This is a genomic window from Herbaspirillum sp. 1173 (assembly GCF_031455335.1).
GTDB lineage: Bacteria > Pseudomonadota > Gammaproteobacteria > Burkholderiales > Burkholderiaceae_D > Herbaspirillum > Herbaspirillum huttiense.
In genome coordinates, this window is sequence record NZ_JAVDSP010000001.1 from 622340 (window position 1) to 639218 (window position 16879).

Genomic DNA, 16879 nt, shown 5'->3' on the forward strand with positions numbered 1-16879 from the left:
GCAAGCGCTGATCTCGCCTGCATTTCGGGCCGATGGCGGGCTGCACGCGATGGGCGACGCACAGGCGTCGACGTTTGCGCAGTCTCTCTTCCGGCTCATCAACGCATCCTCATTCTTGTGGATAGGCGCGGACGCGGCACTGACCTATTCTCCAAATCAACCGATGAGCTGTTTCTCTGAGTGAGATGCGATCTCAGGCCGATACCTTGCGGCTGGCTCGCCTGTGCGGCGGGCGTGCGGGAAGCGATGGCGGCAGGTTGCCACCAACCAATTGACGAAAAAAAGGGAGTGACGTGATGCGCAATATTCTGTGGAAAGGCTTGTTCTGCTCGGGCGTGGTGCTGGCGTCTCCAGCCGTGCTGGCCGTGGAAGGCGGGGGCGGCAATACACCCAACGGGGCTGACGGCTTCATGGCAGGCGCGCTGCCGCCGCCGGGCACCTACGGCCTGGCGTTTCTGAACCACTACAGTGGAGACCGCTTCAACGACGGCAACGGCAATTCCTCCGTGCCGGGGTTCAGCGTCAAGGCCAATGTGGCTGCCCTCAAGATCGTCCACATGACCAACACCGACGTCTATGGCGGCCTGCTGGGCTTCTACAGTGCGCTGCCGCTGGTAGACCAGACCGTCCAGGCTGTAGGCCGCACAGATAGCCGAACCGGCCTGGGCGATCTGGAAGTGGGTTCGCTGGTGGCGTGGCATCAGGGTGACTGGCACTGGTATGGCCTGATGGCCCTGGTCGCACCGACCGGCTTGTACAACAAGGACCGGCTGGCCAACATCGGTTCGAACTACACCACCCTTCGCCCCCAGTTTGGCTGGACCTATGCGCCGGCCAACGGCATCGATATTTCCAGCCGCTTCACCTATAGCTTCAACACCCGCAACAACGCCACCAACTACAAATCCGGTCAGTACTTCGAGGCCGACTACAACCTCGGTTATGCCTTTACCCCCAGCTTCAAGGCAGGTTTGCAGGGCTATTACTTCCAGCAGATCACCAACGACGAACAGAACGGCGTGAAGGTGGGTAGCGACGGCAACAAGGGGCGGGTACTGGCAATCGGCCCCGGGCTGTTCTATCAGTCCAGTTTCGCGTCCTTCGAACTCAAGTACCTCACCGAGACCATGGTGGAGAACCGGGTACAGGGCAAGAGCCTGTGGTTCAAGAGCGTATTCAAGTTCTGATTCAAGTTTTTGATTGGCGCGGCTGCGGCTCGCATCACCTTGAGACCGGCCGTCGCGCTTGTGGGGCTGCGTGCAGGCGTGGCCGGTCTCTTCACTAGTAAATGGATGAATTCATGGATCTGCTGGAACTGACCCTGATCGAAGCGAGAAAAGGGCTTGCCGATCGCCGTTTCTCCTGTACGGAATATGTCAATGCTCTCATCGCCGAGACCGAAGCACAGGCACATCTGAATTGCTACCTGCACCGCGACTCCGAGTTGCTGCGGGCGCAGGCGCGTGCGTTCGACAAGGGTGCCGTGCATGGTGCGCTGGCCGGCATGCCGATCGCCATCAAGGACAATATCGACGTCGCCGGTATCGCCACCACGGGCGGCACGGCGGCTTTGCGACAGCACGTGGCGCAACATCACGCTCCGGTGGCAGCGCACCTGTTTGCTGCTGGCGCGCTGTATGCAGGCAAGGCCAACCTGCATGAACTGGCCTTCGGCATCACCAGCAACAACGGCGTGTTCGGGCCGTGCCGCAATCCGTATGACCGTGATCTGATTGCCGGTGGCAGCAGTGGCGGCTCCGCAGCCCTGCTGGCGGCGCGACTGGCCCCGGCCGCGGTGGGCACGGACACTGGCGGGTCGGTCCGCATCCCGGCGGCACTGTGTGGCGTGGTGGGTCTGCGGCCGAGTTCGGGAAGGTATTCGCAGCAGGGCATCGTGCCGATCTCTCATACACGCGACACTGCAGGCCCGATGGCGCGCAGCGTGGCCGATGTAGCCCTGCTGGACCAGATCATGGCGGGCAGCCCCGAGCTGCAGCCTCTGACCGCGATCTCGCCCGGGCAATTGCGGCTGGGGGTATTGCGCAATCCTTCCTGGGTCGGCCTGGAGCAAGAGGTAGAAGCCGCCGCCGAGGGTGCGCTGGCACGCTTGGCCAAGGCGGGCGTGGAGCTGGTCGATGTCGAACTGCCGACGCTGCAGACACTCAATGGTGCCGCCGGCTTCGCCATTGTGTTGTATGAGTTTCTGGTTGATCTGCCCGCTTATCTGCATGCGTCGGACGCCAAGCAAGCCTTGCTGGACATATTGAAACAGGTCGGCAGCCCCGACGTGGCTGGCATCATCCATGCCGCCATGGATCAGCCCGTACCGGAACAGGCTTACCGTCAGGCGCTCAGGGAGCGCGCGATGATCCAGGCACTTTACGACGATTGCTTCCGCAGCAATCGTCTCGATGCCTTGATCTTCCCCACGACCGCGCTCACGGCCCGTCCCATCGGCGAGGACGCCAACGTCGATCTCAACGGCGAACGCATACCCACATTCGGTGCGTTTGCCCGCAATGTCGACGGTGCCAGCATTGCCGGGCTACCCGGCATCAGCATCCCGCTGGGCTTGTCGGAGCATGGCCTGCCCGTGGGTCTGGAACTGGATGGCCCCGCCGGTTGGGACCGCCGCCTGCTGGAGGTGGCGGCCTGCGTGGAGGCGATCCTCGGCACGGTACCGCCACCGCCGCGGCAGCCTCGCTAGGCCGATGCCGCTTGCAGGTTCTGTTTTTCATTGTTCTTCTATCCTGTCATTTTTCCGGAGAAACGCATCATGCAACGTCGTACTTTTCTCGGCCGCACCTTACTCGGCGTCACCGGCATGGCCAGCAGCAGCGTACTGGGTCTGGCTGGCGCGCTGACCGCCCGCAACGCCCACGCGGCCGACACACTCAAGGTCGGTGCCATGATTCCTGCAAGCGGTCCGGCCGGATTGTTCGGCCCATCCAGCAAGAATTGCTGCCTGCTCGCCCAGGATGACATCAACGCCCGTGGCGGCATTCTCGGACAAAAGATCGAGGTGCTCTTCGGCGATGCCGGTGCCGGGCCGGAAGCCGCCACGCAGACTGCCCTCAAATTATGGAAGGGGGCCGGCGTACGTGCATTCGTCGGCATGCACGACAGTGCCGTCCGTGGTGCACTGACCACCATGCTGCGGGGCCAGGTGCCGTATTTCTACACCGCTTCCTACGAAGGCGGGGAGTGCTCTCTCGGCGTCTACGTCACCGGCGAAACACCGGCCCAGCAGCTGGCACCGGTGATCCCCTGGCTCAGCGAGCAACGCAAACTCAAGCGCTGGTACCTGATCGGCAACGACTACAGCTGGCCACGCGAGACCAATGCGATTGCGCGCACCCATATCGCCAGCAGCGGTGGCAGCGTGGTCGGTGAGGAATATGTACCGTTCTCGGTCGACAACTTCGATGCCAGCCTGGCCAAGATCCGGGCCAGTGGCGCCGACGCGGTGCTCATCACCCTGGTGGGCGGGGCCTCGGTGAGTTTCAATCGCGCCTTCGCCGGCCTCGGTCTGGCCGCCGGCATCACCCGTCTGGGGACACTGATCGAAGAAAACACGCTGGCCGGTATCGGTGTGCAGAATGCCGAGAATCTGTATTCCTCCGCCGGTTACTTTGCCGCCCTGCAGACCGCACCGGCCAAAGCGTTCGCGGCGCGCTACCAGGCTCGATTCAAGGGTCCGGATGCGCAACTCAACAGCCTGGCCGAATCCTGCTACGAGGGATTCCTGATGTTCGAGGAGCTGGCCCGACGCGCGGGCAAGATTACGGTTCCTGCCTTCAATGTCGCAAGCGAAGGGGCCCATTACGACGGTCCGCGCGGTCGGGTGGAAATGCATCAGCGACATGTGGTGGAGGATATCCTCGTCGCGCGTGCCTCACCGAGCGGCTTTGAGATCGCCAAGACCTTCCCCGCCGTGGGTGCCGGCCAGAGCTGCAAAGTCTGAGCACCATGACTGCGATGCATGCAAGCGCGCTGGCGACGATGGGGCTGGACCTGCTCTACGTGCTCTCCATCCTGGCGCTGACAGCCATCGGACTGGGTATCGTGTTCGGATTGCTGGGGGTGATGAACATGGCCCATGGCGAGTTCGTCATGCTGGGAGCCTACTGCGTGGTCTTCATACAGCAACGCGGACTGCCGACCCTGATGGCCTTGCCCTTGGCCATCGTGGTCTGCGCCACGGTCGGATGGGCGGTGGAACGCTACCTGATCCGCACGCTCTACAGCCGTCCCTTCGATACCTTGTTGGCGACCTGGGGACTGTCGATCGTGATGCGTGAGCTGATCAAGGCAGCCTTCGGTGCCGGATACCAGAACGTGATGCTGGCAGCCGCGCAGCCGCTGCAACTGGGGACGCTGGCCTATCCGCTCTATCGGCTCGAACTGATGGCGTGCGTGTTCCTGGGCTTGCTGGCGCTGGGAATCTGGTTTGGCCGCAGTCAGGTTGGTGCGCGTATCCGCGCCATGACCGGCAATCCGGTCCTGGCCAGGGCGGTCGGTGTCAATACCACGCGGCTGGCGAGCCTGAGCTTCGTGACGGGCGTGACGCTGGCCGGCCTGTGCGGCGTCATGCTGGCACCGCTGGTACGGGTCGAGCCCTACATGGGGCTGGACTATCTGCTCAACGCGTTCTTCGTGCTCATCGTCGGCGGTTTCGGCAGCGCGGCAGGCCTGCTGGCCGGTACCGGGATCATCGGTGCCACCCAGAGCCTCACGGCCAACCTGCTGGATCAGACGGCTGGCTATGCCGCGGTGCTGATCGTGTCGATACTCTTTCTCTGGATTCGTCCCAATGGTCTCATCGCGCGCCGCTAACCGCCTTGCCCTTGTCCTGATCAGCGCTGCGCTCTTGCTGGTGCCTGCCATGGTGGGGGATTTCGATGCCTATCAAATCGCGCTCTACCTGTTGCTGGGCATCGTCACGCAAGGCGTGGCGCTGTGCTGGGGCAATGTCGGTTTCCTGTGTCTGGGGCAGGCCGTGTTCTTCGGGCTGGGTGCCTACCTCTCAGGAACCCTGTTGCGGGCCGCCATGCAGCAGCCGGTGATGCTGGCGCTGCTGCCGCTGTGCCTGCTGTTGCCGGCGGCCATCGCCTATCTGCTGGCCCGTGCAGTCTTTGGGCGCAAGGTGGACAATGGCCCGTTCTTCTCGCTCATCACGCTGGCGCTGGCCATGCTGGCCAGCCTGCTGGCCAATCGTTTCAGCGGCCTGACGGGCGGCTTCAATGGCATGGTCGACATTCCCGATCTTCCCGGAACCGATCGATACGCCACGCTCTACTACGTCATCGCCGTGGTATCCATCGGCAGTACCTGGATTTTCTGCCGGCTGCTGCGTTCACCGCTCGGCATCTTGTGGAGCGCCCTGGAGCAGAACGAGGAGCGTCTGCAATTCTTCGGTTTCGATACCGGCAGGCTCAAGGCGATTGCCTTTGCCATCGGCGCGGCGGCCTCCGGACTGGCCGGCCTGCTGTACGCTCCCCACCAGGGCATTGTGACACCCAGTGCCATTGGCATCGGCATGTCCACGCAATTCGTGATCTGGGCGGCCATCGGTGGTCGCCGCAGTCCGGTGGGGGCATTGGCGGCCACGGTGATCATCGGTCTGGTCTCGGCCAGCTTGCGGGATCGCTATCCCTTCTGGGAAGCGCTCATGGCGCTCATCTTCATCGCCGCGGTGCTGTGGTTTCCGCAGGGACTCTCAGGCGCGGTGGCGCCTTGGCTGCGCTGGCCGGCGCGCTGGGTGCGACCGTCCACCTCGCTCACGGAACTGCAAGCACCGGCGCTGTCGTCAGGTGCGCCCAGCGGCGGCGATGCCGTCCCTCATCTGCAACTGCAGGATGTGCACGTGCGTCGCGGGGCGGTACGCATTCTTGACGGGCTGGCGCTGGAGAGCCGAACGCGCGGTATCTGTTGCGTGATCGGTCCCAACGGGGCAGGCAAGACCTCCATGTTCAACGCCATGAGCGGACGCCTGAGCGCCGACCGGGGAAACATCTGGTTCGACGGTCAATCGATCACCCGCTCTCCCGCATGGCGGGTCGCGCAGTTGCGCATCGGACGAAAGTTCCAGATTCCCTCGGTATTCCCTCGACTCAGCGTCAGACACAACCTGCTCATTGCGCTCTGGGCCAACCGTCTGTCGCCGCGCGATCATCTGCGCAGCGCACCACTGGGGTGGCACTCGGCGTTCGGTCAGCACCTGCTGGCAAGGCTGCCGCTGTTGCAACAGCGGCCCGAGCTGGCAGCGGGCAGCCTCTCGCAAGGGGCGCGCCAGATGCTGGAGTTCGCCATGGTGGCGCTCATGGAACCGCGACTGATGCTGCTCGATGAACCCTGCGCCGGGCTGTCGCCGGCGGAGACCCAGCAACTCATGGAGGTCGTACGCTGGAGTGTCGACCATCTCGGTGCCAGCGCGCTGCTGATCGAACACGACATGAGTGCGCTGGAGGCCATCGGCGGCCATGTCTTCGTGCTGCATCAAGGCCAGTTGCTGGCACAGGGCGCACTGGCGGAGATCAAGGCATCGCCAGAGGTACGCAAGGTCTATCTGGGAGGAAGAAAATGACGCTACCCGTCCCGCTGCTGACATTCGATAATCTGGTGGCCGGTTATGCGGATACGCCCGTCCTGCATCGCGTGAGCGCTAAGGTGAGCGCCGGGCAGGCGCTGGGCGTGATCGGGCGCAATGGCGTCGGCAAGAGCACGCTCTTGCGTGCACTGGCCGGGATCATCCGCCCCTTTTCCGGCAGCGTGTCCTGGTCAGGTCAGGCGCTGGAAGGGCAGCCCGCCTATGCCTATCGGGCAATGGGCATGAGCTATGCGCCTCAGGAACGGGTGGTCTTCGACGAGCTTTCGGTGGCGGACAATCTGACGCTGGGTCAGGCCAACCGCGACCTGGCGATCTTTGCCAACAGCTTTCTGCTGTTTCCGCGGCTGCAGTCCCGGCTGCCTCAGAAGGCCGGAGTGATGAGCGGCGGCGAAAAGAAACTCTTGTCCTTTGTCCGCATCATGAGTGAAGAGGGCGCCTTGAGCTTGCTGGATGAGCCCAGCGAAGGAGTGACTCCCGAAAATATCGCGCTCATGGCCCAGGTCATCCAACAGGCCAAGGCGCGGGGCAAGGCGTTTCTGCTGGCGGAACAGAATATCGACTTCCTGCTGTCGGTATGCGATCACCTGCTGATCATGGATCATGGGGAGTTCGTTGCCAGCGGCCCGCTGGCGCAATTTTCGCGCGAACGCATCGAGTCCTATCTGGCGGTGTGAGCCGCAATGCCGGGCGCAGACGAGGATCGTGACACTGCGTGAATGCGCTTCACGCAGTGTCGCACTGAAGGTCTAGTGTGAAGCGATCAGGCCGCGCCGTAGTCGTACTTGTTCTTGTCCAGGCTCAGCGGCGAATTTTCCGGTACCGTGCCGCCCAGGTGGACGGCGGTGGCCACGGCCGCATTGATCGCAGTCGTGACCGCGCCTTCGACCCAGCCGCCGTTGTGAGAGATCGAGTCGCCGGCGATGTAGACCCCGGTATCGGTATCGGGATGGTCTTTGTTGACGCTCAGGTACTGGTAGTAGGCCTCTTGCTGGCTGGCCTCCTGACCGGGGGTATTGAGCTTGAAGGCACCATACTGGTTAGGCGTACCCTGCCAGTCGATGGCATGGATCTCGTCATTGACCGGCACCAGGTTGCGGGCGAACTCGGGACTGACCTGTTCGATCACCTTCTTGAATTCGCTCAGCCGCTCTTCCGGCGTCATGGCCATGAGCTTGGTGGATTTGTCACCCCAGGTGTAGCTGACCAGTACCACGCCTTCCTTCATACCCGGATAATCCAGGCAATAGATGCCGTGCGGCGACTGGTCGGTCTGGATGGTCTGCGGAATATCCTTGCGGGGGTTTCCCTGCTCATCCAGCCAGAACTTGGTCGGGGTGCGGATGAACAGCTTGGAAGAATCCATCATGTGCAGATCCATCAGCGCACTCTTGACGGTATCGCTGAGCGGGTCCGTACCTGTTCCGGAGGTCACGGTCAATCCCATGCGCTGCAAGGCGGGGGGAGTCGCCGTGACGATCACGGCGTCGAAGGTTTCGGTACTCTCTTCGGCCGCCTCGCCGTTTTGGCGGACGGCGGTCAGACTCGGACGGCCATTGTCCATCTGCACACTCGTCACCTTGGTCTGCAGACGAATGTCGGCGCTGTCGTCGAGGCTGACCTTGCTGCCGTCAGGACGCGTCACCGGTTCCGAATAGAACTGTCGCAGCGCTGCGCTGGTGCCGTCGGGCAGCAGGTTCTGACGATCTTCCAGCTTGTTGAGCATGACGCGCAGAATCTCCAGGAAATTGACCTGGTACAGCGGGCCGAAACCACCGGTCCCGATCCCCAGCGCACCGAAGGCATCCATTTCCGTCTTGCCCCAGCCTTTTTGTTCCTTGAGTCCATCCAGCACGGCGGCCTGGAAGCTCATGTCCTTGTACTTGGTGATATAGCCCTGCCAGATTGCCTCCATTTTTTCCGTATCATGGACGGCACGCGCCTCTTCCAGCGGCATCATCAACGCGGTCGCAAATTCGGTGAAGTCGCGGCCCACCTTCTGCAACACCGGGTCCGACGGTGTGGCATTGCCCCCCGGCCAGTCGATGACCTGATTGCGATAGAACAGCTTGGTGTCGACCTTGCCCGGATTGGGGAAATTCGGATCGGTCTTCACACCGAACTGCTTGAGATAGTGGAACCAGGTCTCCCCGGTGGGCGGAAAGCGCATGGCGCCCATTTCCGAGAAGGCTTTCGATTCTGTCTCGCCGTCATGATAGGGACGGGATTCCAGGCGACCACCGATGCGCTTGTCGGCTTCTATGATGACGGGGGTCAGGCCGATCTTGAGCAGCTCACGTGCGGCGACGGTGCCGGCTGCACCACTGCCCACGATGGCCACCTTCTTGTTCATCGCCTCGGGCGGCAAGACGGCGATGCCGTCATTGAACTTCAGGTATTTCTTGTAACTGTAACCGGTGTCGATGAAGCTGATGTCCGGCTTCTTCTCCAGGATTTCAGTGATCGCACTGCGTTCGCCATCATCCAGATGCATCAGTAGCTTGTTGCGCTGAGGCGAGCTCATCTCGCTGAGCAGCGAATGCAACACGCTGACCGACGGGCCCTGGCGGCGTACCGCGATCAGCGCAGCCAGTCGCGCAGGCGGCAGGGTACTCTTGAGGTGATCGAGCATGCCACCGGGGACGCCTTCAGCGGCGAGATGGTAATACTGATTGGCCAGCCATAACTCCTTGTTCTCCAAGGTAGGGTTGGGGCTGATATCGCCCTTCAGGTATTGCACGCTGACATGCTTGAGCAACTCGACCTTTTCGGCGTCGCTCATGACATGCCAGTGCTGATAGATCTCGCGCTGTGCCTGCAAGCGCTGTTCACCCTTGGGCATATTGCGCAGCAGTTCCAGGTTGTGGAGCATCGGTGCGGCCAGGGATTGCGGACGGACCGCCGGCCACTCGCCCACCCGGGTGGTATTGATGAATGGCAGATCGCGTTTGCCGTTGGTGCGGCTGGGGCCGCTCTCCAGAAGGGACAAGGTAGCGGCCGTGAGACTGGCGGCAGAAGTGGATGGAGCAACTTCGCGGCCGGAGGAAGTGGATGCCGTAGCATCGAAGCCCGTCCGGGAAGTTTCTGTGACGTTGTGCATGATTGAATTCCTTGGTAAGTCATGGGGCGGCACCGCCCTCAGCGGTTGCGCACCATGAGTGAAGCAAAACTGGATGCACCCTTGCTGGGCGGTGGCGCGCGCCGCTCCTGGCTGAGCAGGAGCGGATCGATGCGCCATTGCCGCGCTTCGTGTGCGAGGACTTTTAACTTTTGCAGCAGCGATCCCGGGGTCAACTCGGCCACCGTCTCGGCTTGCAGACGGACCAGGTGCCCGGTGTCCGGCGAGAGTGCAAAGATCGGCTTCTCGGTGGTGTGCAGCGACAGGTTCATCTTCAGCAGTTTCTGGCAGAAATCCGGAGCCTGCGTCTGGCCGAGTTCACCCAGATCGCAGCAGATGGTCATGCGCGCCGGATTGATCTGTTCGCTGTGGATCAGGGAGAAATCGATTCCCTCTACCTGAAAAGCCTGGCCCTTGAGCAGGGTTTCAGGCTGTTCGAACAGGGTCAGACCGCAGAACTGCGCGATGAGCCGGGAATAAGGGGAGTGGGACATGATCGTGAAAGAGGCATCGTTAAAAGGCGGAAGAAAGGAGGGCGCCCATAAGACGACGCCCCGGTTCTTTTCCCGCATCGATAAGTGGCATCCGGGCAGCGCCGGTTCCATCTCATGCGCCGCCTGATCAGCGCGCCGTCGCGGCTGGCTGCGTTCGCTCACCATGCAGTTCGGCATGGGTTCGGTCGAGCCACTGATCGATGGGATCGTAGTCGCTGCGCGCAAAATTCTTGAGACAGGCGAGTACATCGCGGGCCGAATTGGCCACGTAGTCGGGGCGTCCCGGCACCAGTCTGCGCCAGCCGCGCGTCGTGTCGGTAGCACTGACCAGAGCACCATCACGTACCTGATAGCGGCGCTGGTCGGGGTTGGGATACGCGGCCGCCAGGAAAGCATGGATGAGATTGCCGGCCTGCAGGCTATCACCGGCAATACGTACCGGAACTGCCCGATAGCTGGCCTCATGCAGTGTGACCAGATAGTAGCCGCGCGGCCCGACGCCCAACATCGGGGCGACCTCGGGGGAATAGGTGAGGTCGAACAGGTCGTGGGTCTTGAGGAAATGCCGTCGTATCGCTGGCACATTCTGCAGGCGCAGGGCGTGGTTGTCGTCGCGCACTTCCTGTTGTTCCAGCAGCAGCTGGCCGGCTTCATCCACTTCCATGACCATCAGCGGACGGTGCAGGGCGGTCGACAGCGTACGTGCCAGCATTTCGCCCGGAAAGGGCCGACCGGGCAGGAACGGCTGGCCGGGGGCGGGCAGGGGGAAGCGCGTTGCGGGTGTCCAATCGAGAATCTCCGGCAACACATTGGCACGCACCCGCTCCTTCATGGCCTGGCGCCGCTCGTCGTCGCGCTGCTTGTAGCGGTGATTCGGATGATTGACGTCGTAGTAGCCCCCTTTTTCCCGGAACTTCTCATGCGATACGTTGCGCACGGCGTCGTTGAGAAACGGCGTGATCGGATGGCCGGTAAGGATGGCGCCCAGTATGCCCACGCGGATCTGCGCCGGACTGAGCGCCGAATGGTAGGGATGGCGCCAGCGCGCCGGTTCATCTTCGCGAGGCTCCAGCGGCGCGCCGTGAAAATTGTTGAGCGTACCGCCGGTAAAGATCATCTCCTGGCGTTGCGCATCGTAGCGATACATCTGCGCCGTCTCCGGATGGCAGCAGATGGCACCGTCTTCCAGCTCCAGCTGTAGCGGCTGACCATCTTGCCGGGCCTGTTCCAACGCTTCCAGATAACGGTGATAGCGCACCTCGGCCTGGAAGGTGTCGAGCTGGCGGATGTAGAGCACCTGACCGAGATTGAATTCTTCTGCGTCGTCCGGGCCGTCCGCCCCCCCGCGCCGCGCGCGCTCGGCTGGGGGATCATGATCGATGCGATCCAGCACCGCGACCGAACCGGCCATGAGCAGGCTCTCCACCTGCATGTGCTCGGCCAAGGGGATGACCGTCACGGCGGTCTCCTGCTGTATCACCATCTTCTGGCTGCGATCCAGCGGGGCCGCGCCATAGCCCAATCCCTGCAGGAAGGTCGCCGCCATGTGCCCGGAGCTGGTGACCGACATGAATTCGGTCATGGCCAGCAGGGCCCCCTCGCCGATGAAGACGGCATCCGCGCCATAGCGTTCGCGCGCCTGCGCCTGGCGCGACTGCTCCACGTAGTAGGCATCGGTCACCACGGCCCGGTAGACGTTGTGCGGGACGGTCTTGGCGTGCAGGGACATCAGATTGACCATCAGGACCGATAAAGGCGTGACCATGCGATCACGCTCTCCGGTGAGATTGCCACGCTGGTTCATGGCCGCCGTCTTGAACCACACGCCCGGCGCCAGCCGCAGATAGCGCGCCTGCCCGGTCTGCGCCCAACGCAGCAGGTAGTGGAACAGCTGCGACTCCAGCGTATAGGCATGGATCGCTTCCCGTCCTTCCTCGATCATGCGATTGCTCAGACGCTGGTAGAGCGGATTGCTGTGCTCCACGGTCTGCGGCATGCCCGGTGCATTGCCCAGCGTCTGCTGCAATTCCTTGACGTAAGGTACCTGGGCATCGGTAAAGGTGGTCTGTTCGCGCGGAATGCGTTCGGTGCGGGCGAAGGGTGCCGACGGGCTGGCCGTGTGCGGCAGCGGTGCACTGATGAAGTCGGGCGACACTGCGGTCGGATAGGCCATGGCCGAGTTGACCGCATAGGTCGCCGGAAAACTTTTCATCAACTGTTCCGTGGCCTTGCGGATGCGCACCGGCAAACTGGCAATGCTGTTGGAGGCAGCCAGTTCCAGATCAGGGAGCTGCGAGGGACCGGCCTGCTCGATATCGGGCGGGTGCGCGCGCCCGGAGAGCAGGTCGGAGGCGGCGATCATCTCTTCGTAATAACGCTGCACATCCTCCAGATGTTGCTGTTGCCGTGCCGGCGACATCTCGTGGAAACGGGCCGCTGCCTGCACCTGTTCAAGCTCTGTGCGTGCCGTGCGTGGTGCCTCCAGGTTGAGATGGTTGATCGCCCGCCGCATGTTCTCCACGCCATCCTTGAGCATGACCGAGGTTCGTCGCAAGGCTTCCACATCTTCCAGACGATCACGTCCTTGCTCAAGCATGCGCTCGGTTTCCACAGAAAAGACGTTGAGCAGATCGCGCACCCGTGCCAGCAGATTGTTGGGACTGTTCTCCCGCGCCAGTTGGTCTTCGCCGACGCGCGCGGAACGGCCGGCCAGACCGGCACCGGCAAACACGATAGAGAGTATCGGCAGCAAGGCCTTGTCGACGCCACGTACACCGAGACGCGTGACGAACGCTTCCAGATAATTGCGGCCCATGTCGCCGTGCCCGGCGGCAGCACCGCTGGCGCTGGCCGCAGGCGGCGGGGCACCGTAGACCGCGCCCAGCGAACGGAACACCAGGTCAGCCGCGAAAAAGTCCATGGCCTTGTAGGTTGCGCTGAGCAACAGATGGTTCTGCGGGTCGCCCGAGCGGCCGCGCAGGAATTCGATGCCGGTGAGCACCGTGGCCACGCCGAAGAGGCTGTAGATATCGTTCTGATTGCCGCGCGGCAGTCCCATGCGGGACTGGATGCCGTAATTGAGCAGCAGCCGCCCCAGCTCGCCCAGGAAAGGCAGCAGCGCTTCATTGAAAATCTGCCCCGGAATGTGTTCCCGGCTCTTGGCCGTGTCCTTGACGAAATTCTTGTACGCAAAACTGTAGGCCACAGTCACCACATCCTGTGCCAGCACGGTCACTGCGATGGCGCTGGCAATGGTCTTCTCGTCGACGACACCCGCGCCCGAACCGGTGAAGGCGCGGGCACCGGAAAACAAGGTATGCGTCTTTTCGTCGCGCAGGCTGTTCATCAGCGCCGTCATGCCATAGACCGTGGTCCCGGTGATCAGTGCGCGCAGGCTGGTGCGGATGATGCCATTGGCGGTAGTGCCCGCGACCATGGGATTGAGGTCGTTGAGGATGATGTCGGTCAGCACATGCGAGGCCGCCGTGGCAATGCCCTTGAGCGAATGGCGATCCTTGAGGAAGGGAGCGGCGGGGATTTCCTCGCCGGTGGAAACGATGATCCGGGGATCGGCATAGCCGGCGATGCTGCCATAGGGTCCGGTATTGTCGCCGCGCCACCCATAGGTCGAGACATCCGCACCTGGCAAGGGCGATAGCGCCTTGACCGCATCACCATGCGGATCGAGCAGGGTCATTTGCAGGCCCTGCTGCGTGTATTCGAAGCGGTGTCTGTACTGGTCTTCAGTGCGTACGATGAGGGTGCGGTTACGTGGCCGCTCGTCCATGAAGGATTCGATGAGCTGGCGCATGGTCGCATTCTTCACGCCCGGCGCATTGCTGGGCGCGATGATCTCCACCCCGCGTTCATCGAAGCCGGTCACCTGGGCGATGGCGCCGCCGCTGATGTTCAGACTGGCCGGATACTCGCCATAGGAGCGGCTCTGGATCGGACGCGGGGTATCGTGGTACTTCTGGTCGGTGAGGAAGATGATGGCCCGGTTCTCCGGACCATTGAGATCGCAGTAGCCCAAGCGGAAATCACTGCTCCGGCCGTCGGCGCGGCTCGATGGTGGCGGATCGCCAAATCCCTCGGCCATGTAGTTCTCGGCATTGGCCCATGAAAACTGGCGGGGGAACTGGGTGGCATTGGGCGGCACCGGCATGACTACGGTATTGCTCTCGTCCACGCTGCGGCGCGCGAACAGGACCGAGCGCCGCGAACACTCCAGCAAATAGGTACAGAAGTAGGTTTCCATGGTCACTTGCGGACCGCCCGTGCCGCTGAGTTCTGCCGCCATGAGTTCCTCGCGCCGTGCGTCAAACCCCACCAGCGCGCGCGCGCTGACCAGCCGGTTGGCGTAACCCTTGATGAAGTAAAGCTCGTCCGGGCCCTGCGGCCCCGGCACGCTGTCCTTGACCACCAGCAGGTGCGTGGCGACCGTGCTGGTACGGAAGGCGAACGGAAAACTGGCGATGCCGACATGATCATTGAGCGAGGCCAGCCTGATCCCGGCCGAGGCCGATTCCACGTGCCGCCCATTGAGGGCCACGACGATCTCGTCGAATTCGGCACGGCTTACGCCGCTCTGCCGCATGTCTTGGTGCAGCTGTGCCAGCGCAGGCGAGGGGGCCGCTACTGGTGTGCGCAGCGCCGACAGCAACGTGGCATCGGGCGCGATCTCGATATGGACGTCGGCCGGGGCGTCAATATGCGGGTGCAGAACCGGTATTTGCTGCTGCTCGATGCGTCCTTGCAGCTGTACGGGTCGGCGTTCCAGGCTGCGACCGGATGGCAGACGAACGGAATCCGCCGATTGCGGAGGCGACGCCGCCTCAGTGTGAGCGACGGTCGTTGATGTTGCAGATGACGCCCCGCTCGGCTCGGCGATGTCGCCGAACGCTGGGCGTGAAGAAGAAATATGGGCCATGTTGGTGCAAGAGAAGAGGGCTGAAGGAGGTCCTGCCGGCGTCGCGCGACGCGGCAATGACCTTGGGTCTGCTGCTGGGTGGCACGAACCGTCACATCGTTCCAACGTCATCGAAATGTCATATTCTCAGAGCGCAGTTAACCACTAATTGGACCGTACCACTTGTGCAAAAAGGTTCCTTTTTGGCGCGCCTTGCAATTCCCCGACGGCAGGGATGCGGGGCAGGCAGTTTTGCGTTGACCGCCCTAAATTGGCCCTATGCAGCACTTTAACGGTGCATAAGGAGAAATATCCCCGTAGCGACAAGCGAAGTAAACGTCCCCAATACCGCATTTTTGTTACCGCAATATTAAAAACAAAAAAATCAAATATATATTTAGTTGGTACGTACCACTTATTGACAGCCGAGTTCTGAAATTTCATAATCGCCTCACTTTCAGGGCGCGTGCGAACTTTTTCCCATGCGCAATACCGACCAAGGAGTTGAAGCGATGAGAAGCTGGGGCGAAACGGAAAAGCGCAGGGCGCGTATCGAGATCATTCCGATGATCGACGTGATGATGTTCTTGCTGGTCTTCTTCGTGCTGCTGAGCCTGAACGTCATTCCGGCGTTGGGCATCAAGACTTCCTTGCCCAGCTCCTCCTCGGCCAGCGACCTGCAGACCCAGTACATCGCACGCATCGCCCTGGGGGCAGGCGGGGAGCTGGAGCTCGAAGGCAAGCCGGTCAAGCTGGAGGCGCTAGTGCCGGGCCTGAAGCAATTGCAGCAGAAGGAGCCCGGCAAGAAGCTGGTGCTCATCGTCAATGCCGATCAGAAGATCGAGTTCCAGCGCGTGATCGACCTCATGGATGTCCTCAAGGGCAACGGCTTTGATGCGCTGTCCTTCGTGTCCAAGCGCAAGTGATGGCCATGCAGCTCATTTATCGCCATCGCGACTGGGTAGCCGCCTTGCCGGCAACCGGGCTGATCCTGCTGCTCGTGACGGCCGGGATACAGTTGGTCAAGCCGCTCAAGCCGAAGTACGACGAGCCAGTGAAATTGGAGGTCATCGATCCTGTCAGCCTGCCCCCTCCACCGCAGCCACCGCAGCCGCCCAAGACACCGCCGTCCGAGCCGGCCCCGCGCAGCCTGCCGCAGCCCAGGCCGACACCGCCGGTGCCAAAACCCGAGCTGCCCAAGCCGACGACCACGCCGGCGGTAAGCGTGCCCGCGCCGGTGGCAGCGCCCACCCCGCCAGCGCCCGCAGCGCCTGCGCCAGCAGCGCCTGCGCCAGCAGCGGTGGCGCCGCCGACGCCACCGGCACCGCCTGCACCCAAGCCGAATGTGGAGGCCGAATTCATCGCCCGGGTGCGCGCCTATCTCAATGCCGTGAAGCGCTATCCGACCGGGCGTGAAGCCAGCCTGCAGCGACCGGAAGGAACGGTCAAGGTGTGGTTCATCCTCAATCGCGATGGTTCGGTGGTCGACGCCGGTATCGAGCAGAGTTCCAATTCGATGCTGCTTGACCAGGCCGCGCGGCGCAGTGTGGGGATGGGGCGGTTCCCCGCGTTTCCCGAACAGTTCCAGCCGGGACAATCCACCCACCGCTTCGTAGTCGATCTCGAATTCAAACCGGCAACGGACTGATACGGACCACCCGTGGCCCACGCCAGCAAAGCTTTTCCGAGCAGTCGGCATCGCATGGGCGATGCATGAGAAACGCAATGGCCATCAGCGTCGGCAAGGCGCG

Annotated in this window: 11 protein-coding genes; 8 read left to right on the forward strand and 3 right to left on the reverse strand. The window is 62.5% G+C overall.

The annotated features are described in order from the left end of the window. The first annotated feature begins 296 nt into the window (after positions 1 to 296). From J2X56_RS02870 to J2X56_RS02895, 6 genes are all read left to right on the forward strand, one after another. Positions 297 to 1187, forward strand: coding sequence for a transporter (locus J2X56_RS02870; RefSeq protein ID WP_209568847.1), 891 nt, complete (start codon positions 297 to 299; stop codon positions 1185 to 1187). Positions 1188 to 1300: 113 nt separating this feature from the next. Next, positions 1301 to 2707 (forward strand): indoleacetamide hydrolase, encoded by a 1407-nt coding sequence (gene iaaH, locus J2X56_RS02875; protein ID WP_310158101.1) that lies wholly within the window; start codon positions 1301 to 1303, stop codon positions 2705 to 2707. A gap of 69 nt (positions 2708 to 2776) precedes the next feature. Continuing rightward, positions 2777 to 3964: a substrate-binding domain-containing protein gene (locus J2X56_RS02880; RefSeq protein WP_209568844.1), complete on the forward strand. Its 1188-nt coding sequence runs from the start codon at positions 2777 to 2779 to the stop codon at positions 3962 to 3964. 5 nt (positions 3965 to 3969) lie between these two features. Beyond that, positions 3970 to 4836, forward strand: coding sequence for an ABC transporter permease subunit (locus J2X56_RS02885; RefSeq protein WP_310158104.1), 867 nt, complete (start codon positions 3970 to 3972; stop codon positions 4834 to 4836). Between the two features lie 49 nt (positions 4837 to 4885). Continuing rightward, positions 4886 to 6586, forward strand: coding sequence for an ABC transporter permease subunit (locus J2X56_RS02890; RefSeq protein ID WP_310158106.1), 1701 nt, complete (start codon positions 4886 to 4888; stop codon positions 6584 to 6586). Beyond that, complete coding sequence (locus J2X56_RS02895; RefSeq protein WP_310158108.1) at positions 6583 to 7284, forward strand: ATP-binding cassette domain-containing protein; 702 nt, start codon at positions 6583 to 6585, stop codon at positions 7282 to 7284. Before J2X56_RS02890 ends, J2X56_RS02895 begins: the two co-directional genes overlap by 4 nt. A gap of 86 nt (positions 7285 to 7370) precedes the next feature. Here the strand turns inward: J2X56_RS02895 and J2X56_RS02900 are convergent, their stop codons facing one another. Genes J2X56_RS02900 through J2X56_RS02910 form a run of 3 tightly spaced genes read right to left on the reverse strand, consistent with a single transcriptional unit; the run spans position 7371 to position 15149 of the window. Next, complete coding sequence (locus J2X56_RS02900) at positions 7371 to 9707, reverse strand: FAD-dependent oxidoreductase (protein ID WP_310158110.1); 2337 nt, start codon at positions 9705 to 9707, stop codon at positions 7371 to 7373. Between the two features lie 38 nt (positions 9708 to 9745). Next, entirely contained in the window at positions 9746 to 10384 is a 639-nt protein-coding gene (locus J2X56_RS02905; protein ID WP_310158113.1) for a CesT family type III secretion system chaperone, read from the reverse strand. Next, a complete protein-coding gene (locus tag J2X56_RS02910; RefSeq protein WP_310158115.1) occupies positions 10347 to 15149 on the reverse strand; it encodes a hypothetical protein in 4803 nt (1600 codons plus the stop codon). Before J2X56_RS02910 ends, J2X56_RS02905 begins: the two co-directional genes overlap by 38 nt. 491 nt (positions 15150 to 15640) lie before the next feature. Between J2X56_RS02910 and J2X56_RS02915 the strand changes: the two genes are divergently transcribed. Both J2X56_RS02915 and J2X56_RS02920 read left to right on the forward strand, forming a co-directional pair. Next, entirely contained in the window at positions 15641 to 16054 is a 414-nt protein-coding gene (locus J2X56_RS02915) for a biopolymer transporter ExbD (RefSeq protein ID WP_209568830.1), read from the forward strand. Continuing rightward, positions 16054 to 16776, forward strand: a complete 723-nt coding sequence (locus J2X56_RS02920; RefSeq protein ID WP_310158117.1) for a TonB family protein — start codon at positions 16054 to 16056, stop codon at positions 16774 to 16776. The genes J2X56_RS02915 and J2X56_RS02920 overlap by 1 nt, the downstream gene beginning before the upstream one ends. Positions 16777 to 16879: the final 103 nt, after the last annotated feature.